The following is an 18,980-nucleotide window of genomic DNA, read 5'->3' on the forward strand; positions in this document are numbered from 1 at the left end:
GACAGCCTGCGTACCGCCCGTCCGGCCCGCCACCGTGCGGGGCCGAACGGGTGGATCCGCTGAGCCGGTTCAGCTGCCGAGGGCGGCCGAGACGACGCTCCTGGCCTCCTCCTGGACCCGGCCGAGGTGCTCGGCGCCGAGGAAGGACTCTGCGTAGATCTTGTAGACGTCCTCGGTGCCCGAGGGCCGGGCGGCGAACCAGGCGTTCTCCGTCGTCACCTTGATGCCGCCGATCGCCTCCCCGTTGCCCGGCGCGGAGGTGAGCACGGCCGTGACCGGTTCGCCCGCCAGGGTGTCGGCGCCGACCTGCTCGGGGGAGAGGCGCGCCAGCACCGCCTTCTGCTCACGGTCCGCCGGGGCATCGATACGGGCGTACGCGGGCTCACCGAACCGGGAGACCAGCGCGGCGTAGTGCGCGGAGGGGGATTCGTCCGTGACCGCGAGGATCTCGGAGGCGAGCAGCGCCAGCAGGATGCCGTCCTTGTCCGTCGTCCATACCGACCCGTCATGGCGCAGGAACGAGGCCCCGGCCGACTCCTCGCCACCGAACCCCAGGGAGCCGTCGGCCAGACCGTCCACGAACCACTTGAACCCGACCGGCACCTCGACCAGTTCCCGGCCGAGACCGGCGGCGACCCGGTCGATCATGCCCGACGACACCAGGGTCTTGCCGATGCCCGCCCCGGCGGGCCACCGGTCCCGGTGCCGGTACAGGTAGTCGATGGCGACGGCGAGGTAGTGGTTCGGGTTCATCAGGCCCGCGTCGGGGGTGACGATGCCGTGGCGGTCCGCGTCGGCGTCGTTGCCGGTGGCGATGGAGTAGCGGTCGCGCTGCCCGATCAGTGAGGCCATCGCGTACGGGGACGAGCAGTCCATCCGGATCTTGCCGTCCCAGTCCAGCGTCATGAACCGCCACGTGGGGTCGGTGAGCGGATTGACGACCGTCAGGTCGAGCCGGTGCTGCTCCGCGATGCGGCCCCAGTACGCGACCGACGCCCCGCCCAGCGGGTCGGCGCCGATCCGTACCCCGGCCGCGCGCACCGCGTCGAGGTCGAGCACGGAGGGAAGGTCCGTCACATAGCTGCCGAGGAAGTCGTACGTCCCGGTCGAGGGCGCCGCCAGCGCGCGGACGAAGGGCATCCGGCGGACGTCCTTGAGACCGCCCGCGATGATCTCGTTGGCCCGCTCCTGAATCCAGCCGGTCGCCGCGGACCCGGCCGGGCCGCCGTTCGGCGGGTTGTACTTGAACCCGCCGTCACCGGGCGGGTTGTGGGACGGGGTCACCACCACACCGTCGGCGAGGTGCGAGGTACGGCCGCGGTTGTGGGTGAGGACGGCGTGCGAGACCGCGGGCGTCGGCGTGTAGCCGTCGGCGGAGTCGATGAGCACGTTCACGTCGTTGGCCGCGAACACTTCGAGGGCGGTGACCCGCGCGGGCTCCGAAAGCGCGTGGGTGTCGGCCCCGAGGAACAGCGGCCCGTCCGTCCCCTGCCGGGCCCGGTACTCGCTGATGGCCTGGCTCGTCGCGGCGATGTGGTCCTCGTTGAACGCGGTGGCCGTCGACGAACCCCGGTGCCCCGAGGTGCCGAACGCCACCCGCTGGCCCGCCTCGGCCGGATCCGGGTGCAGCGTGTAGTACGCCGTCACCAGCCGTGCCACATCGGTCAGGTCCTCGGGGCGCGCCTGCTGTCCGGCTCGTGTGTGCGGCATCTGCCACTCCTCCGTATCGGTCGGTCGGTGCGATCTGCCCGCCGGGTCATTTTCACCGGTCGGCGTCGCCGGCGGGCGCCCGCCCCGCCGTGCGGACGGCCACCGCCGCCGCGTATCCCCGGGGGGCCGCGACATCGGTGACCGTCCAGCCGTCGGGGCCGGGCTGCGGCCGGGGACCGGTGCCCACGTGGTCGTGCGAGAGCCCGCCGGCCAGGCCGGCCCCCGTGCCCTTCAGATAAGCCTCCTTGCGGGTCCAGGCCCGGACGAAGGCGGCGGGCCGCTCATGCTCCGGCAGCGCCGCCAGTTCGCGGCACTCCGCCGGATGCAGCTTGTCCCCGATCTCCGCCACGATCTCGGCCGACGGAACACGCTCCACGTCCACCCCGACCGGCTCGTCCGCGAACGCCAGCAGCGCGACGCCCCGGGTGTGCGACAGGGAGAAGTGCACGCCGTCGGTCGCGGGACGGCCGTGCGGCCCGCCGCAGGACGGACAGGCCTCCCGCGTCAGCCGCACGGCGGCGGGCGCGATGCCGAGCCGGGCCCCCAGCAGCATCCGCAGCGCCACGTGCGAGGCGACGAAGCAGAGGCGGTCGGCCTCGACGGCCAGCGCTCCGGCCCGCGCGAGCTCCTTGGCGTCCAGGATGCCCGGGGCCAGCCGCTGCGCCCGGTCACCGTCCCGCTGCGGGTCCACCTGCCACAACGCGGGGACACCGGGGCGCGGGGCAGGCTCCGGGCCCCGGTAGCCGGTCTCCGTGAACGCGAACTCGTCGGGCTGGTACACCGTTACGTCTTCCCTCGTCCGGGGCGGGCGCCGCGAGCGGTCGTCGACGGCGGGGCGGTCGCACATATTCTATGGAGACCGGGGCCGGGGCGGACATACGCTCGCTCACAGGTGACCAGGTCACGGCGGCTTCCGGCCACCGGCCCATCGGACAGGAGACACCGGATGTCATCGGACGACCGCCCGGCCGCCGGCCACATACGGCTGCGTGAGGCCCGCTCCGGCGACGCGGACCGTCTCACCCGGCTCTTCCTCGCCTCCCGCGCCTCGGCCATGCCGTACCTGCGCAGGGTGCACAGCGACGAGGCGACCCTCGGCTGGATGACCCATGTCGTACTGCCCGGCACCGATGTCTGGGTGGCCGAACTCCGCGCGGACGGCGCCGATGCGGAGATCGTCGGCTTCGTCTCGCTCGACGGCCAGGAGCTCGAACACCTCTACCTGAGCCCCGGTGCCTGGCGCCGGGGCATCGGCACCCTCCTGCTGGCGAAGGCCAGGGAGCGCAGCCCCGAGGGGCTCGCGCTCCACACCTTCCAACGCAACACCGCCGCACGTGCCTTCTACGAGCGGCACGGCTTCACCCCGTCGGAGTTCGACGACGGCAGCCGCAACGAAGAGGGCGAACCCGACGTCAGGTACCGCTGGAGCGCCACCGGCTGAGGCGCGCCCGCCCCTGAGCGCTGTCCCGCAGGTGTGTACTGACCTCGCACGCGCCGGACGCGGCTACGCCCGTCCTGCGGGCGGACGACGCTACTTTCGAAACACGCCCAGGCGCCGCCGTACGCGCCAGGGCCCTCGGACCGACTCCCCGTCCGAGCTGGCAGTTTTCAGCGCCTTTCGCTTTTACGCAAATTTGTTGCGCGAATTGCAGTCCGCTTGCGGTGTCGTCCTTGCGGAGTCGATGAGCCATCTATTGCCGTGTTTGTCATGGCAGTTGAGCCGGTGCGAGGCAATCCGCTTACGTCGCGGTTTCTGTCGTGACGGTGGACTCGCCGTCATTTCTCTGCAACTCTCTGACCGCAATACGCAAAAGTCCATCCTGTGGGCGCAGAAATCATGCCCCCAACAGGTACGCAGAAAGAGCCGCGCCTTGGACGCGCCCTGCGCCGAGGCCGAAGATCGGGGACATATGAGAACGCAACGCTGGAGATGGCGGGTTCTTTCCGCCGCTGTCACCACCAGCATGCTGGTGGTCGGCTGGCCGGCGATCAACGCCTCGGCGGCCGGCGGCCCGAACATCGCCGCAGACCAGAAGGCGGCCGCGAGCAGCGCCGGCGGCGGGAAAGCCGCCGGGAACATCGCCGACGGTGAGCAGTCGACGTACTGGGAGGGGTCGAGCAGCGCTCTGCCCCAGTGGGTGCAGAGCGACCTGGGCAAGGTCACCCGCATCGACCAGGTCACCCTGAAGCTTCCCGCCGACTGGAAGACCCGCCGGCAGACCCTGTCGCTCCAGGGCAGCGCCGACGGCACCAGCTTCTCCACGCTGAAGACCTCGGCCGCTTACACCTTCGCACCGGGCAGCTCCAACAAGGTGACCATCAGCTTCCCGGCCACCCGGACCCGGTTCGTACGGGCGAACATCACGGCGAACACCGTCGCGAAGAACGGCCAGCTCTCCGAGCTGGAGGTCCGCGCGGCGGCTGCCTCGTCGGTGAACCTGGCCGCCGGCCGCACGCTCACGGCCAGCAGCTACACCCAGAACTACATCGCGTCGCAGGCCAACGACGGCAACGTGGCCAGCTACTGGGAGAGCCGCAACGGCGACCTGCCGCAGTGGATCCAGGCCGACCTCGGCTCCTCGGTGCGGGTCGACCGGGTGGTGCTGCGCCTGCCCGACGGCTGGGAGTCCCGCAGCCAGACCCTGAAGATCCAGGGCAGCACCAACGGCTCGGACTTCAGCGACCTGACGCAGTCCAAGGCGTACACCTTCAGCCCGACGGCCGGCGAGACGGCGACGATCAGCTTCGACGCCACGACCACCCGCTACGTGCGCGTCCTGGTCTCCGCCAACTCCGTCCAGCCGGGCGCCCAGGTCTCCGAGCTGGAGATCTACGGCCCCACCACGGGCGACACCCAGGCGCCCACCGCGCCGACGCAGCTGGCGTACACCGAGCCGGCTACCGGGCAGATCAGGCTGACCTGGAAGGCGGCGACGGACGACACCGCCGTCACCGGCTACGACATCTACGCCGACAACACCCTGCTGAGCAGCGTGGCCGGCAATGTCACCACGTTCACCGACACCCGTCCGACCGGCTCGACCGTGTCGTACTACGTCCGGGCCAAGGACGCGGCGGGCAACGTCTCGGGCAACAGCAACACCGTCACCCGGACCGGCGACACGGGTGACACCCAGGCACCGACCGCACCGGCCGGCCTGAGCTTCACCGAGCCGGGCGCCGGGCAGATCAAGCTGACCTGGCAGGCCTCCACCGACAACAAGGGCGTCACCGGGTACGACATCTACGCCAACAACGTGCTGCGCAAGAGCGTGGCCGGCGATGTCACCACCTACACCGACACCCAGTCGGCCGCCACCACGGTCTCCTACACCGTGCGGGCCAAGGACGCGGCGGGCAACGTGTCGGGCGACAGCAACACCGTCACCCGCAACGGCAGCACGAGCGCGGCGTCCAACCTCGCGATCGGCAAGCCCATCACCGCCTCGTCCGTGGTCCACACGTTCGTCGCGGAGAACGCCAACGACAACAGCCTGACCACCTACTGGGAGGGCGCGGGCGGCAGCTACCCGAACACGCTGACGGTGAAGCTGGGCGCCAACGCCGAGACCGACAGCGTCGTCGTGAAGCTCAACCCGGACAGCAGCTGGGGGGCCAGGACCCAGAACATCCAGGTGCTGGGCCGGGAGCAGAGCGCCTCGTCCTTCACCAGCCTGGTCGCCGCCAAGGACTACGCGTTCAGTCCGGGCAGCGGCAACGCGGTGACCATCCCGGTCAGCGGCCGGGTCGCCGACGTCCAGCTGAAGTTCAACTCCAACACCGGCTCCGGTGCAGGTCAGGTCGCGGAGTTCCAGGTGCTGGGCGCCCCGGCACCCAACCCGAACCTCCAGGTCGGCTCGGTGACCGCGGCTCCCGCCGCGCCCGTCGAGTCCGACCCGGTCACGCTGACCGCGACGGTGCGCAACAGCGGTTCGGTCGCGGCTCCGGCGAGCAAGGTCGAGTTCCGGCTCGGCGGCACCAAGGTCGCCACCGGGTCCGTGGGCGCGCTGGCCGCCGGAGCCTCCACGCAGGTCAGTGCGGAGATCGGACCGCGTGACGCCGGCAGCTACGAGCTCAGTGCCGTCGCCGACCCGGCCAACGAGGTCATCGAGCAGAACGAGACCGACAACACCTACACCAGCGCCACCGCACTGGTCGTCAAGCCGGTCGCCAGCTCGGACCTGGTCTCCACCGGGGTCAGCACCTCCCCGTCGGCCCCGTCCAACGGCCAGAACGTCACGTTCTCCGTCGCCATCAAGAACCAGGGCACGGTGGCGTCCGCCGCCGGCGCCCACGCCGTCACGCTCAGCCTGCTCGACGCCAAGGGCGCCACGGTGAAGACCCTCACCGGCACCTACAACGGGGCCATCGCGGCGGGCGCCACCGGCGCGCCGGTGAGCCTGGGCAGCTGGACCGCGGTCAACGGCTCGTACACCGTGCGCACGGTGATCGCGGACGACACCAACGAACTCCCGGTGAAGCGCGAGAACAACACCACCACCAGCTCGTTCTTCGTCGGCCGGGGCGCCAACATGCCCTACGACATGTACGAGGCCGAGGACGGCGTCACCGGTGGCGGTGCCAAGGTCGTCGGACCGAACCGGACCGTCGGAGACATCGCGGGCGAGGCCTCGGGCCGCAAGGCCGTGACCCTCGACAGCACCGGCAACTACGTGGAGTTCACCACCAGGGCCAGCACCAACACCCTGGTGACCCGGTTCTCCATCCCCGACTCCGCGGGCGGCGGAGGCATCGACTCCAAGCTGAACCTCTACGTGGACGGCACCTTCCTCAAGGCGATCGACCTCACCTCGAAGTACGCGTGGCTGTACGGCGCCGAGACCGGACCCGGAAACTCCCCGGGCTCGGGTTCGCCGCGGCACATCTACGACGAGGCGAACGTGATGCTGGGCAAGACCGTCCCGGCGGGCAGCAAGATCCGGCTCCAGAAGGACGCCGCGAACACCTCCACCTACGCGATCGACTTCGTCAGCCTGGAGCAGGCCACCCAGATCGCCAACCCGGACCCGGCCGCCTACGCCGTGCCCGCCGGATTCACCCACCAGGACGTCCAGAACGCCCTGGACAAGGTCCGGATGGACACCACGGGCAAGCTGGTCGGCGTCTACCTGCCGGCCGGTGACTACCAGACCGCGAGCAAGTTCCAGGTCTACGGAAAGGCCGTGAAGGTCGTCGGCGCGGGCCCCTGGTACACCAGGTTCTTCGCACCCTCGGGCCAGGAAAACACCGACAACGGATTCCGTGCCGAGGCCAGTGCGAAGGGATCGTCGTTCGCGAACTTCGCGTACTTCGGGAACTACACCTCGCGCATCGACGGACCGGGCAAGGTGTTCGACTTCTCCAACGTCTCCGACATCACCATCGACAACGTCTGGAACGAGCACACGGTGTGCCTCTACTGGGGCGCGAACACCGACAGCATCACCATCAAGAACTCGCGCATCCGTGACACGTTCGCCGACGGCATCAACATGACCAACGGCTCGACGGACAACCACGTCGTCAACAACGAGTCCCGGGCCACGGGCGACGACAGCTTCGCACTGTTCTCGGCCATCGACTCCGGTGGCTCGGACATGAAGAACAACCTGTACGAGAACCTCACCTCGATCCTGACCTGGCGCGCGGCGGGTGTCGCCGTATACGGCGGCTTCGACAACACCTTCCGCAACATCCTGATCGCGGACACCCTGGTCTACTCGGGCGTCACGGTGAGCTCGCTGGACTTCGGCTACCCGATGAACGGGTTCGGGACCGAGCCGACGACCATCGAGAACGTGTCGATCGTCCGCTCCGGCGGCCATTTCTGGGGGACGCAGACCTTCCCCGGCATCTGGCTGTTCTCCGCCTCCAAGGTGTTCCAGGGCATCCGGATCAACCATGTCGACATCGTCGACCCGACGTACAGCGGCATCATGTTCCAGACCAACTACGTGGGAGGGCAGCCGCAGTTCCCGATCAAGGACACCGTGCTGAGCGACATCTCCATCTCGGGCGCCCGCAAGAGCGGCGACGCCTTCGACGCCAAGTCCGGCTTCGGGCTGTGGGCCAACGAGATGCCGGAGGCCGGCCAGGGGCCCGCCGTCGGTGAGGTCACCTTCAACGGCCTGAAGCTGAGCGGCAACGCACAGGACGTGAAGAACACCACCTCCACCATGAAGATCAACATCAACCCGTAACCACCTCGCGCGCAGGAACGCCGTCCGGCCTGCCGGGCGGCGTTCCGTGGTGCGCAAATTCCTTGCGCCGACCCGTGAGAAGTTTGCGGAAGCGGCCCCGCCGACCGGTCACGAACCGTGCGGAACCACCCCTGGCGTGCTGTCTCGGCCGTATGGAGCCGAGTGGCACGCCTCTGTCGTGCATCACACGAGGTGCGCAACGGACTGTCAAACTTTTACGAAAACTGCGCGAGATATTGCGTTCACATGTCGGCGCTGGTTGAGTGAACCTCGCCCCGGCAGAGAGCCGGCCGCGGGCCTTCCATGCTCATGCCCGAAGGGGACCATCGATGAGAAGTGCTGGGTTCAGCCGCACACGCCGTACAAGCCGTGCCTCAGCGGCTGCCCTTGTCACCGCACTCGCCCTGACCGCTCTCGCCTCCTGCGGCACGAGCAGCAGCAGCGACAACGGTGACAACGGCAGTGGATCCAAGGGTTCGTCCGACCCGTCGGCGCCCCTCGACCCGAAGACGAAGGTGACGATCTCGATCGACTGCATGCCGCCGGCGGCCAAGGCCGCTGAGCTGCGTGAGTGGAACGAGGACATCAAGACGTTCAAGAAGACCTACCCGAACGTCACGATCAACGGGAAGTCCACTCCCGGCCAGTGCAACGAACCGCCCCGCTTCACGGCGATGCTGAAGGGCAAGTCGCAGCCCGACGTCTTCTACGCGTACTTCAGCGACCTCCAGCAGGTCCTGGACAACGACGGCGCCGAGGACATCTCCGCCTACGTCACCGACAAGACGGTGCCCGCGCTCAAGGACATCCAGACCCAGGTCATCGACGTGGCCCGCAAGGACGGCAAGCTCTACGCCCTGCCGACCAGCAACTACACCATGGGCCTGATGATCAACCGGAAGCTGTTCACGCAGGCCGGTCTGGACCCGAACAAGCCGCCGACCACCTGGGACGACGTGCGCACGGCCGCGAAGAAGATCGCGGGCCTGGGCAAGGGCATCTCCGGCTACGGGGAGTACAGCGCCGGCAACAACGGCGGCTGGCACTTCGCGGCGACCCAGTTCGGTCTCGGCGGGGACGTCGTGGACGCCTCCGGCAAGAAGGCGGCCTTCAACAACGCCACCGGCAAGCAGGTCCTCCAGCAGCTGCACGACATGCGCTGGGAGGACGACAGCATGGGCAAGACCCAGCTGCTGAAGTGGGGCGACCTCCAGAAGCAGATAGCCAGCGACAAGCTGGGCATGTTCCTGGCCGCCCCCGACGACATCGCCTACATGGTCCAGCAGCTCGGCGCCAAGTACGAGACCTTCGGCCTGGGCCCGATCCCCGGCGGCAAGGGCACTCTCTTCGGCGGCAACAACTACATGATCAAGAAGGGCAGCTCGCCCGACCAGATCAAGGCCGGCATCGCCTGGCTGAACTTCAAGAACCTCACCCCGGGCAAGGGACAGTTCGACTGGGCCCGCACCAAGGCCGACAAGCTCCCCGTCGGGCTGCCGCAGCCGAACTTCTTCCTCAACGAGTCCAAGACCAAGGACGACGCGGCACGCGCGAAGGACGCGACGATGCCCGTCGAGAACTTCAAGGCCTTCATGGACAACCCCGTTCCGGGCAAGGCCGAGCCGCCGAAGGCGCAGGAGATCTACAAGATCCTCGACAACGCCATGTCCGGCGTCCTGACCAACAAGGACGCCAACATCGACAAGCTGCTCTCCACTGCCGAGCAGCAGGTCAACCAGGTACTGGCGAACCAGTAACGGACGCGTGGGACCGGGTCACGCGGACCCGGTCCCACATTCCGGACCCGTCCGATCTACTGCGCTTCAGTTCACCGGCACCTAGGAGACACCATGTCGGCCCCTACCCTGTCCTCCCGTAAGGCCGCCGTGCCCCGGCCAGGACACCCAGGCCCCGCACGCCGGACCTCCGCCCGCGAGGAGTTCCTGCGCGCCGTGCGCCGCAACATCTCAGCCCACGGCTTCCTCATCGGAGCGGTGCTCTGCTTCTCGTTCTTCTCCTGGTATCCCATGGTCAGGGAGTTCATCCTGGCCTTCCAGAAGACCGAGGACGGCAAAACCACCTGGGCCGGCTGGTCCAACCTGAGTTACGTCTTCAACGACCCGGCGTTCTGGCAGGCCTGGCGCAACACCCTGCAGTACACCGTGCTGGCTCTGCTGCTCGGCTTCGTCGTCCCGTTCGTCGTCGCCGTCGTACTCAACGAGTTCCGGCACGCACAGGGCTACCTGCGGCTCCTGGTCTACCTCCCCGTCATGCTGCCGCCGGTCGCCTCCGTACTGCTGTTCAAGTACTTCTACGACCCCGGGTACGGCCTCTTCAACCGCATCCTGGAGATCTTCCACCTGCCCGCACAGCAGTGGCTCCAGGACACCAGCACCTCCATGCTCTCCGTCGTCATCGCGGCGACCTGGATGAACATGGGCGGTGCCACCCTGATCTACCTCGCCGCGCTCCAGGGCATCCCCGGAGAGCTGTACGAGGCCGCGGAACTCGACGGCGCCGGCCTGCTGCGCAAGATCTGGCACGTCACCATCCCGCAGACCCGGCTGATCCTCTCGCTGCTCCTGCTCATGCAGATCATCGCGACGATGCAGGTCTTCACGGAGCCGTTCCTGCTCACCAACGGAGCGGGCCCCGAGGGATCCACGACCACCGTCGTCTACCTCATCTACCAGTACGCCTTCAACTTCAACAACTACGGCAGCGCGGCGGCACTCGGCCTCGTCCTGCTCGTCGTCCTCGCGGGCTTCTCCGCGGTGTACGTACGACTGAGCCGCAGCAGCGAAGACTAGGACGGGAGCACGACCATGGCATCGAACACGCTAGTCTCCCGGAGCGGGAGCGAGAGCCGCCGGGCCGGCCGCCGCAGAGCCGCACGCGCGGCCGACCTCGGACGCCAGCGGACCCTCATCTCACCGGCCCAGCTCGGCAGGCCCCGCGGCAAGACGTTCTACTGGATCACCTTCGCCGTAGTGGTCATCGTCTTCACCGTGGCCTTCCTCGGGCCGCTGTACTGGATGGTCACCGGTGGTCTCAAGACCACCCAGGAAGTCGTACAGAGCCCGCCCACGGCCTTCCCCGGCTCCATCCACACCGAGAACTACAGCCAGGCCTGGACCGTCATGGACCTGTCCAAGCTGCTGTTCAACACCCTGTACTACGCCTTCGGCGCGCTCGCCTTCCAGCTGGTCTTCGACGTCGCCGCCGCCTACTCGCTGTCCAAGCTGCGGCCGGTGTTCGGCAAGGTCATCCTCGGCATGATGCTGGCCACCCTGATGATCCCGGCCACCGTGCTGGTCGTCCCGCAGTACCTCACGGTCCTGGACGTACCCATCTTCCAGCGCAACCTGGTCAACTCGCCCTGGGCGATCTGGCTGCCGTCGGTCACCAACGCCTTCAACATCTTCCTGCTGAAGCGGTTCTTCGACTCGATCCCGCGCGAGCTGCTCGACGCCGCCTCCATCGACGGCGCCTCGCCGCTGCGCACCCTGCGCTCGATCATCCTGCCGATCTCCCGGCCGATCCTCGGAGTCGTCTCCATCTTCGCCATCGTCGGCGTGTGGAAGGACTTCCTCTGGCCGATGCTCACCCTGCCCGACCCGAGCAAGCAGACCCTCAACGTGGGCATCTACTCGCTGGCCAGCGGCGTACCGGAGAACATCCTGATCGCCGCGCTCACCATCGCGTCCATCCCCACACTGCTCATCTTCCTGATCTTCCAGCGCAACATCATGGGCGGTCTGACCGCGGGCGGCCTCAAGGGCTGACTCCCTTCGCCACACCGCCCGGCACAGCCGCCCTCCCCCAGCACTCCGCCGCCGGCCCGGCCTCCTGCCCCGCTTGCGGGCCGGCGGCGGAGTACCACCTGCCCGAAAGGAACGCCACGTGGCAGCCAACCGTCCGTCCGAGCCCACCGCGAACTGGTGGCGCGACGCAGCCATCTACCAGGTCTATGTACGCAGCTTCGCCGATGGCGACGGTGACGGCACCGGCGACCTCGCGGGAGTACGGGCCAAGCTGCCCTACCTCGTCGAACTCGGCGTGGACGCACTCTGGTTCACCCCCTGGTACCTCTCGCCGCTCGCCGACGGCGGCTACGACGTGGCCGACTACCGCACCATCGACCCCGCGTTCGGCACCCTTGCCGAGGCGGAGAAGCTGATCGCGGAGGCCCGCGAACTCGGCATCCGCACCATCATCGACATCGTGCCCAACCACGTCTCCGACCAGCACGCCTGGTTCCGGGCAGCCCTCGAAGCCGGCTCCGGCAGCCCCGAGCGCGACCTCTTCCACTTCCGCAAGGGCCGCGGCCCGGACGGCGCGATCCCGCCCAACGACTGGGTCTCCGAATTCGGCGGCACCCCCTGGACCAGGCTGGACGACGGCGAGTGGTACCTCCACCTCTTCGCCACCCAGCAGCCCGACCTCAACTGGGCACACCCGGCGGTCCGCCAGGAGCACGAGGAGGTGCTGCGCTTCTGGTTCGAACGCGGCGTCTCCGGCGTACGGATCGACTCCGCGGCCCTGCTCGCCAAGGACCCCGCCCTGCCCGACTTCGTCGTGGGCAGCGACCCGCACCCCTTCGTCGACCGCGACGAACTGCACGACATCTACCGCGCCTGGCGCGCCATCGGCGACGAGTACGGCGGCGTCTTCGTGGGCGAGGTCTGGCTGCCCGACACCGAGCGGTTCGCCCGCTACCTGCGCCCCGACGAGCTCCACACCGCCTTCAACTTCAACTTCCTGGCCTGCCCCTGGGAGGCGGGGCTGCTGCGGACCGCCATCGAGGACACGCTCGCCGAGCACGCCTCGGTCGGCGCCCCCGCCACCTGGGTCCTGTGCAACCACGACGTCACCCGCACCGTCACCCGCTACGGCCGGGCCGAGACCGGTTTCGACTTCGACGCGAAGACCTTCGGGACCCCGACGGACCTGGCCCTGGGCACCCGTCGCGCCCGCGCCGCCGCCCTGCTCTCGCTGGCCCTGCCCGGCGCGGCCTACCTCTACCAGGGCGAGGAACTCGGCCTGCCGGAGGTGGACATCCCGCTGGACCGCATCCAGGACCCGATGCACTTCCGCAAGGGCGGCGCCGACCCCGGCCGCGACGGCTGCCGGGTGCCGCTGCCCTGGTCGGCCGAGGGCCCGTACGCCGGCTTCGGTGCCACCGCGGAACCCTGGCTCCCGCAGCCGGCCGACTGGCCGTCGTACGCCGCCGACCTGCAGAGCGGCGACCCGGACTCGATGCTCACCCTGTACCGCGAGGCGCTGCGGCTGCGCCGCGAGGAGCCGGGGTTCGCGACGGCGGGGGAGCCGGGCGCCCCCGAGCTGACCTGGCTGGACGCGGCCCCGGGGGTGCTCGCCTTCAGCCGGACCGACGGACTCCTGTGCGTGGTCAACCTGGCCGCCGACGCGGCCGAGCTGCCCCGCCACAGCGCGGTGCTGCTGGCCAGCGGCCCGCTCGACGGGGCGGGCCGGCTCCCGCAGGACACCGCGGTCTGGCTGCGCGCCTGACCTGCGGAGGGACGACGTGACTGCCCATGGACCCGGCGGGGCCCATGGGCAGGATCGCGGGGGGACGAGGGCTGCGGCACAGTAGGGCATATGGATGCCGCGAATGATCTGAACGCCCTCGCCGCCGAGCACCTGGCCGCGGCCCGCATTTCCGCGCACGGCCGCAGCGCGCACCTCCTGCTGCACGAGGAGCCGCTGCGGCAGACCGTCATCGCCCTGACCTCGGGTTCGGCGCTCGACGAGCACAACGCCCCGCCCGCCGCCTCCCTCCAGGTGCTGCGCGGCCGGGTCCGGCTCACCGCCGCCTCCGGCGATGTGGAGCTGGCACCCGGACGGCTGCACCCCATCCCGCAGGAGCGGCACGGACTGCTCGCGCTGGAGGACGCCGTGGTGCTGCTGACAGCGGTCAACGGCTGACGGCACCGCTCACTCCCCGGGCAGAGTCAGGCGCCGTCGCCGCAGGTAGTCCCGCACGGCCGTGTTCTTCGTCAGGCCCGCCGCCCTCTCGTAGGCGGCCGCGGCCTCCCGGGTACGGCCCAGCCTGCGCAGCAGCTCGGCCCGCACGGCGTGGAAGACGTGGTAGCCGTCGAGTTCCAGCGCGTCGACGAGCGCGAGGGCGGCTTGCGGTCCCCGCACCTCCGCCACGGCCACGGCACGGTTCAGCGCCACCACCGGGTTCGGTCCGGCCGCGAGCAACTGGTCGTACAGCCGCAGGATCTGGCCCCAGTCGGTGGCGGCGGTGGTCGCCGCGTCGCTGTGTACCGCGTTGATCGCCGCCTGGATCTGGTACGGACCGGGCCGGCCCCACCGCAGGCACTGCCGCACCAGCGACTGCCCCTCGGCGATCAGCGCCCCGTCCCACAGCTCGCGCCGCTGCTCGTCCAGCGGCACCAGCTCGCCGTCGGGCCCCGAGCGCGCCGCTCTCCGCGACTCGGTGAGCAGCATGAGGGCCAGGAGCCCCACCGCCTCCGGTTCGTCGGGCATCAGCTCCGTCAGCAGCCGGCCCAGGCGAATCGCCTCCGCGCAGAGGTCCTCGCGGGCCGGCCGGTCGCCCGAACTCGCGGTGTAGCCCTCGTTGAAGACGAGATACACCACGGTGAGCACCGAGCGGAGCCGCTCGGGCAGATCGGCGTCGGACGGCACCCGGTAGGGGATCCGGGCGTCACGGATCTTGGCCTTCGCGCGCACCAGCCGCTGCGCCATGGCCGCCTCCGGCACCAGGAAGGCGCGGGCCAGCTCAGCGGTGGTCAGACCGCCGAGCAGCCGCAGGGTCAGCGCGACCCGTGCGGCAGGGGAGAGCGCGGGATGGCAGCAGGTGAACATCAGGCGGAGCCGGTCGTCGCGCACGGGGCCCTCCTGGACAGGTCCGGTCCCCGCGTGCAGCAGCGCGGCCTGGGCGTGCCGGTCGTCGCGGGAGGCCTCCCGGCGCAGCCGGTCGATCGCCCGGTTGCGGGCGGTGGTGATGATCCAGCCGGCCGGCGCCGGCGGCAGGCCGGTCACCGGCCACCGGTCGAGCGCGGTGGTGAACGCCTCCTGGACCGCCTCCTCGGCGATCGCGATGTCACCGAACGCGCCGATGATCACGGACACGCACCGGCCGTACTCGGACCGGAAGAGACGCTCGATCTCCCGGACGGGCGGCGTCGGCCCGTCCGGCCCGCCACCCGGGGCGGACCGGCCGGGAGAGTCCGTCATCAGGCCTCCACTTCACCCTCGAACGGGCGGACCTCGATGGGGAGTCCGATCGCCAGCGCGGCCTTGCGGCCCCAGTCGAGCGCGGCGTCCAGGTCGGGGGCGCGGACGATGCTGAGCCCGCCGAGGTACTCCTTGCCCTCGATGTACGGTCCGTCGGTGAGCACGGTGCCGCCGTCCTTCGCCCGTACGACGGTGGCCGTGGCCGGTGCGCTCAGACCGCCGTCGAAGACCCAGGCCCCGGCCTGCTGGAGCTCCCGGTGGAAGCCCTCGACGTTCCGCATGATCCGTGCCATCTCCGCAGGGGCGGGCGGCACGCCGTCGGTGGGTGTGACGACGCTGAGCAGGTAGTGCTTCATGGTGGGCCTCCTCGGGTACGGCGCCGGCGGCGTGCCGGCCTCTCACCCTCTATACGAACGACTGCCGCCAGGATCGACACGGACCCGGCCGTGTCGGTTGATTTTCTCGCCCGCATCTTCTGGGAGCGCTCCCAGAACGGCAGGATGAGGGGATGACCCTGCGAACCGGACCCCGCGCCTACCACCCGGACGACCGCGCGGCGCTCGCCGAAATCTGTGTCCGGACGGCCGACAACGGTGGCGACTCCCGACACCTGTACCCGGACCCGGAGCTGATGCCGTCGGTCTTCGCCGCCCCGTACGCGTACCTCGAACCCGAGCTGGCCTTCGTGCTCGACGACGGGACGGGCCGGGCGGTCGGGTACATCCTCGGGACGGCGGACACCCTCCGGTTCGTGACGCAGTTCCGTGAGCGCTGGCTGCCCCTGGTCGAGGAACGCTACCCGCGGCCGGCGGGCGAGCCACGCCGCCCCGTCGACAGGATGATCGCGCTCCTGCACGACCCGGAGCGGATGGTCCGGCCCGAACTGGCCGGCCACCCGGCCCACCTGCACATCGACCTGCTCCCCGCATGGCAGCGCAGGGGGTACGGGAGGGAGCTGATGCGTACGTTCCTGGCAGCGCTGAGCGCCAAGGGGGTCAAGGGGGTGCACCTGTCCATGCTCACCGCCAACACACCGGCCAGAGCCTTCTACGACCGGCTCGGCTTCACCGAGATCCGGGTACCGGACCCCGGGCCCGTCAGCTACCTGGTGCGCGGCACGGAGGCCGGCCTGTAGAACGCCGCCGGGCCGGGGGTGCCGTGCCGGATCCCTGGGCAGGTACAGGTGTACGACCCCGAAACGGGGCGAAGCGGCCGGTGGCGAGAGGCGTGTGACGTGAGCGAGCAGACCTTATGGCAATTCTCCGACGACCGAGGGCAGTTGTCGTCCGCAGAGCGGCGCCCGACGCGGGTGCTCGCCTACGTCCAGGCCGGGGCGACCCTGTGGGACCACGGCATACGGCCGGTCGCGATATTCGGCTCCGGCCATGACGACCCGGCCGTGCCCGACACCGCGAAGACCGGATCACTGCCCCTGGCCGGGATCACCTACACCGGCGCGGGCCCCGCCCTGGACGTGGAGACGCTGCTGGGCTGCGAGCCCGACCTGGTGGTGGCCGTCAGCTACGGCGGCGGCCAGGTCTACGGCCTCGCCCCGGAGACGGCCAAGCACCTGGAGGAGCACGTCCCGGTCGTCGTCATCGACGTGGGCCAGGCGCGCACCCTCGCGGAGACCGGCGACCGCTTCGCCCTCCTCGCCCGGTCGCTGGGCGCCGAGGAGCCCGCGTCGGCCGCCCGGGAACTGGACGCCGCCCGGGACCGGCTGCGCGCGTTCGCCGCCGGGCCGGACCGCACCCGGGTCCTCGCCCTGTCCCCGGCCGGGCAGCAGCAGGCACACCTGGCCCGCCCCCGCATGTGGCCCGAACTGCGGGTGCTGGCGGACCTCGGCATCGACCTGGTGGAGCCCGCCGAGGGGCCCGGCGCGAACTGGTCCACCGTCGACTGGGCGGAGGCCGGGGCGCTGCGCCCCGCCGTCGTGCTCGCCGACATCCGGGTCAACGCCACCCCGCTCGCGGAGCTCCGTTCGAACGCGGAGTGGGCCGCGATCGAGCGCGCCGCCCGGGTGGTGCCCTGGAACCCCGAGCCGGTGTGCAGCGCCCACGCCCACGCCCGGTTCCTGGCCCTGGTGGCCGACGCGCTGGGAGCGTAGGCCGGGGCCGGGCGGCGCCGTGCCGATGCCCCGTACGGCCGTGTGCGATCGCGCGGGACGCCCTGGTTCGCGAGGCTGGCCAAGGAGTGTCCCCAGCCGGTACCCGCACGTCACCAGGAGCAGACCATGCAGCAGGACAAGCACCCCGCCTACCGTCCCGTCGTCTTCCGTGACCGTTCGGCGGGCTACGCCTTCCTGACCCGGTCCACCGCCTCCAGCGAGCAGACCATCGGCTGGGACGACGGGAACAGCTACCCCGTCATCGACGTCGAGATCTCCGCCGAGAGCCACCCTTTCTTCACCGGGAAGGCCCGGGTGGTCGACTCGGAGGGGCAGGTCGCCAAGTTCGAGCGCAGGTACGGCGAGGACGGCGGCGCGGACGCCTCCTGACCCGTTCGGCCCAGTGGGCGCATCCTCGACGGGGGCTCGGCCGTTCGGCCTGCGGGGGCGTGAACGACGAGGGACGAGGGGAGAGCTGCGGCATGGTGCGGGACGGGGCGGCGACCGTGGTGACGGGCCTGGGTCTGGTGACCCCGGTGGGCGCCGACGAGCACACCTTCTGGGCGGGGCTGTGCGCCGGCACCGGCGCGGCCCGGCACTGTGCGGAACTGGCCGGTCTGCCGGTCGACTTCGCCTGCCGGGCCGCCGGGCCGGACCTGGACGAGGCGGTGGGCGGACGCGCCGTGTTCCGGATGTCGCGGTTCGTGAAGATGGCCCTCGTCGCGGCCCGCCGTGCCGTGGCGGACGCGGGGCTGCGCCCGGACCGCTGGGACGGCGGCCGGGTGGGCGTCGTACTGGGCGTCGGCGTGGGCGGTGTCTCCGTGCTCGTCGACAACGTCCGCAGGCTCGACGCCGACGGGCCGCTCGCGGTCTCCCCGCTCCTCGTCCCGATGATGATGCCGAACGCGGCGGCCGGAGAGGTCGCCATCGACCTGCGCGCCCACGGACCGAGTCTGGCCCCGGCCACCGCCTGCGCGTCGGGCGCGACCGCCATCGCCCTCGCCCGCGACCTGCTGACGAGCGGTCAGTGCGATGTGGTGGTGGCGGGCGGCGCGGAGTCCGTGGTGACCCCCCTGGTGGTGACCGCGTTCGCGGGGATGGGGGCGCTCTCGGTGCGCACCGGTGACCCGGCGGCCGCGTCGAGGCCGTTCGCCGAGGACCGCGACGGCTTCGTCCTGGGCGAGGGCGCGGCCGTGCTCGTGCTGGAACGGGCCGCGGACGTACGGGCCCGCGGCGGGCGGGCGCGCGCGGTGCTGGCCGGCGCCGGAGCGGCCACGGACGCCCACCACCCCACCGCACCCGACCCGGACGGCGGGGGCGCTCAGCGCGCGGTCGAGGGGGCACTGGAACAGGCGGGCTGGACCGCCTGCGAGGTGGACCACATCAACGCCCACGGCACCTCCACCCCGCTCAACGACGCCATGGAGGGCGCGCTGATCGCCCGGGTCTTCCCGCACCGCCCCTCGGTGACCGCGCCCAAGGGCGTCATCGGGCACACCCTCGCGGCGGGCGGTGCGATCGAGGCGGTGGCCACCGTACTGACCCTGGAACACGGCCTCGTCCCGCCGATCGCCAACCTCGACGCCCCGCCGGCGGACTCCGGACTCGACTGCGTGACCAAGGAACCCCGCAGACAGCGCGTCGAGCGGGCGCTCAGCCACTCCTTCGGATTCGGCGGCCACAACGTGGCCCTCGCCTTCCAGCGGGCCCCGGCACCCCGCTGAACAGGAAGTAAAGAG

At 70.5% G+C, this 18,980-nt stretch carries 15 protein-coding genes; 11 read left to right on the forward strand and 4 right to left on the reverse strand.

Going from position 1 to position 18,980, the window contains the following annotated elements; genetic code table 11:
• Window positions 1–69 precede the first annotated feature (69 nt).
• Together pgm and EDD93_RS31215 are read right to left on the reverse strand one after the other, a co-directional pair.
• Window positions 70–1,710, reverse strand: coding sequence for a phosphoglucomutase (alpha-D-glucose-1,6-bisphosphate-dependent) (pgm, locus tag EDD93_RS31210; protein WP_123528847.1), 1,641 nt, complete (start codon window positions 1,708–1,710; stop codon window positions 70–72).
• A gap of 52 nt (window positions 1,711–1,762) precedes the next feature.
• A complete protein-coding gene (locus tag EDD93_RS31215; protein ID WP_185092577.1) occupies window positions 1,763–2,491 on the reverse strand; it encodes a 4'-phosphopantetheinyl transferase superfamily protein in 729 nt (242 codons plus the stop codon).
• Window positions 2,492–2,656: 165 nt separating this feature from the next.
• On the opposite strand from EDD93_RS31215, the gene EDD93_RS31220 reads away from it, so the two are divergent.
• From EDD93_RS31220 to EDD93_RS31250, 7 genes are all read left to right on the forward strand, one after another.
• Window positions 2,657–3,151 carry a GNAT family N-acetyltransferase gene (locus EDD93_RS31220; RefSeq protein WP_123528851.1) on the forward strand — a complete coding sequence of 165 codons (495 nt, stop codon included), beginning with the start codon at window positions 2,657–2,659 and terminating at the stop codon, window positions 3,149–3,151.
• A 469-nt stretch (window positions 3,152–3,620) separates the two neighbouring features.
• Complete coding sequence (locus EDD93_RS31225) at window positions 3,621–7,910, forward strand: discoidin domain-containing protein (RefSeq protein WP_123528853.1); 4,290 nt, start codon at window positions 3,621–3,623, stop codon at window positions 7,908–7,910.
• A gap of 329 nt (window positions 7,911–8,239) precedes the next feature.
• Window positions 8,240–9,667, forward strand: a complete 1,428-nt coding sequence (locus EDD93_RS31230; protein ID WP_123528855.1) for an extracellular solute-binding protein — start codon at window positions 8,240–8,242, stop codon at window positions 9,665–9,667.
• A gap of 93 nt (window positions 9,668–9,760) precedes the next feature.
• Window positions 9,761–10,720, forward strand: a complete 960-nt coding sequence (locus EDD93_RS31235) for a carbohydrate ABC transporter permease (RefSeq protein WP_123528857.1) — start codon at window positions 9,761–9,763, stop codon at window positions 10,718–10,720.
• A 15-nt stretch (window positions 10,721–10,735) separates the two neighbouring features.
• A complete protein-coding gene (locus tag EDD93_RS31240) occupies window positions 10,736–11,695 on the forward strand; it encodes a carbohydrate ABC transporter permease (protein ID WP_123528859.1) in 960 nt (319 codons plus the stop codon).
• A 118-nt stretch (window positions 11,696–11,813) separates the two neighbouring features.
• Window positions 11,814–13,439 carry a glycoside hydrolase family 13 protein gene (locus EDD93_RS31245; RefSeq protein ID WP_123528861.1) on the forward strand — a complete coding sequence of 542 codons (1,626 nt, stop codon included), beginning with the start codon at window positions 11,814–11,816 and terminating at the stop codon, window positions 13,437–13,439.
• A 90-nt stretch (window positions 13,440–13,529) separates the two neighbouring features.
• The gene (locus EDD93_RS31250) at window positions 13,530–13,856 is read left to right on the forward strand and encodes a cupin (protein WP_123528863.1); all 327 of its coding nucleotides are present in this window, start codon (window positions 13,530–13,532) and stop codon (window positions 13,854–13,856) included.
• A gap of 9 nt (window positions 13,857–13,865) precedes the next feature.
• Here the strand turns inward: EDD93_RS31250 and EDD93_RS31255 are convergent, their stop codons facing one another.
• The gene (locus EDD93_RS31255; protein WP_123528865.1) at window positions 13,866–15,134 is read right to left on the reverse strand and encodes an RNA polymerase sigma factor; all 1,269 of its coding nucleotides are present in this window, start codon (window positions 15,132–15,134) and stop codon (window positions 13,866–13,868) included.
• A complete protein-coding gene (locus EDD93_RS31260) occupies window positions 15,134–15,490 on the reverse strand; it encodes a YciI family protein (RefSeq protein WP_123528867.1) in 357 nt (118 codons plus the stop codon). Before EDD93_RS31260 ends, EDD93_RS31255 begins: the two co-directional genes overlap by 1 nt.
• Before the next feature lie 152 nt (window positions 15,491–15,642).
• Here EDD93_RS31260 and EDD93_RS31265 point away from each other — a divergent pair, with 152 nt between their 5' ends.
• From EDD93_RS31265 to EDD93_RS31280, 4 genes are all read left to right on the forward strand, one after another.
• Window positions 15,643–16,269: a GNAT family N-acetyltransferase gene (locus tag EDD93_RS31265; RefSeq protein ID WP_123528869.1), complete on the forward strand. Its 627-nt coding sequence runs from the start codon at window positions 15,643–15,645 to the stop codon at window positions 16,267–16,269.
• A gap of 99 nt (window positions 16,270–16,368) precedes the next feature.
• The gene (locus EDD93_RS31270; protein WP_123528871.1) at window positions 16,369–17,241 is read left to right on the forward strand and encodes an ABC transporter substrate-binding protein; all 873 of its coding nucleotides are present in this window, start codon (window positions 16,369–16,371) and stop codon (window positions 17,239–17,241) included.
• Window positions 17,242–17,367: 126 nt separating this feature from the next.
• Window positions 17,368–17,631, forward strand: coding sequence for a type B 50S ribosomal protein L31 (locus EDD93_RS31275; RefSeq protein ID WP_123528873.1), 264 nt, complete (start codon window positions 17,368–17,370; stop codon window positions 17,629–17,631).
• Window positions 17,632–17,723: 92 nt separating this feature from the next.
• Window positions 17,724–18,965 (forward strand): beta-ketoacyl synthase, encoded by a 1,242-nt coding sequence (locus EDD93_RS31280; RefSeq protein ID WP_123528874.1) that lies wholly within the window; start codon window positions 17,724–17,726, stop codon window positions 18,963–18,965.
• The last annotated feature ends 15 nt before the right edge of the window (window positions 18,966–18,980 follow it).

Origin of the sequence: Streptomyces sp. 840.1, from assembly GCF_003751445.1 — a bacterium.
Taxonomy (GTDB): domain Bacteria; phylum Actinomycetota; class Actinomycetes; order Streptomycetales; family Streptomycetaceae; genus Streptomyces.

Bases quoted from the DNA above. Each gene is read 5' to 3' on its own strand.
- pgm (WP_123528847.1), bottom strand. From the start codon at position 1,710: ATGCCGCACACACGAGCCGGACAGCAGGCGCGCCCCGAGGACCTGACC.
- EDD93_RS31220 (WP_123528851.1), top strand. From the start codon at position 2,657: ATGTCATCGGACGACCGCCCGGCCGCCGGCCACATACGGCTGCGTGAG.
- EDD93_RS31225 (WP_123528853.1), top strand. From the start codon at position 3,621: ATGAGAACGCAACGCTGGAGATGGCGGGTTCTTTCCGCCGCTGTCACC.
- EDD93_RS31230 (WP_123528855.1), top strand. From the start codon at position 8,240: ATGAGAAGTGCTGGGTTCAGCCGCACACGCCGTACAAGCCGTGCCTCA.
- EDD93_RS31235 (WP_123528857.1), top strand. From the start codon at position 9,761: ATGTCGGCCCCTACCCTGTCCTCCCGTAAGGCCGCCGTGCCCCGGCCA.
- EDD93_RS31240 (WP_123528859.1), top strand. From the start codon at position 10,736: ATGGCATCGAACACGCTAGTCTCCCGGAGCGGGAGCGAGAGCCGCCGG.
- EDD93_RS31250 (WP_123528863.1), top strand. From the start codon at position 13,530: ATGGATGCCGCGAATGATCTGAACGCCCTCGCCGCCGAGCACCTGGCC.
- EDD93_RS31255 (WP_123528865.1), bottom strand. From the start codon at position 15,134: ATGACGGACTCTCCCGGCCGGTCCGCCCCGGGTGGCGGGCCGGACGGG.
- EDD93_RS31260 (WP_123528867.1), bottom strand. From the start codon at position 15,490: ATGAAGCACTACCTGCTCAGCGTCGTCACACCCACCGACGGCGTGCCG.
- EDD93_RS31265 (WP_123528869.1), top strand. From the start codon at position 15,643: ATGACCCTGCGAACCGGACCCCGCGCCTACCACCCGGACGACCGCGCG.
- EDD93_RS31275 (WP_123528873.1), top strand. From the start codon at position 17,368: ATGCAGCAGGACAAGCACCCCGCCTACCGTCCCGTCGTCTTCCGTGAC.
- EDD93_RS31280 (WP_123528874.1), top strand. From the start codon at position 17,724: ATGGTGCGGGACGGGGCGGCGACCGTGGTGACGGGCCTGGGTCTGGTG.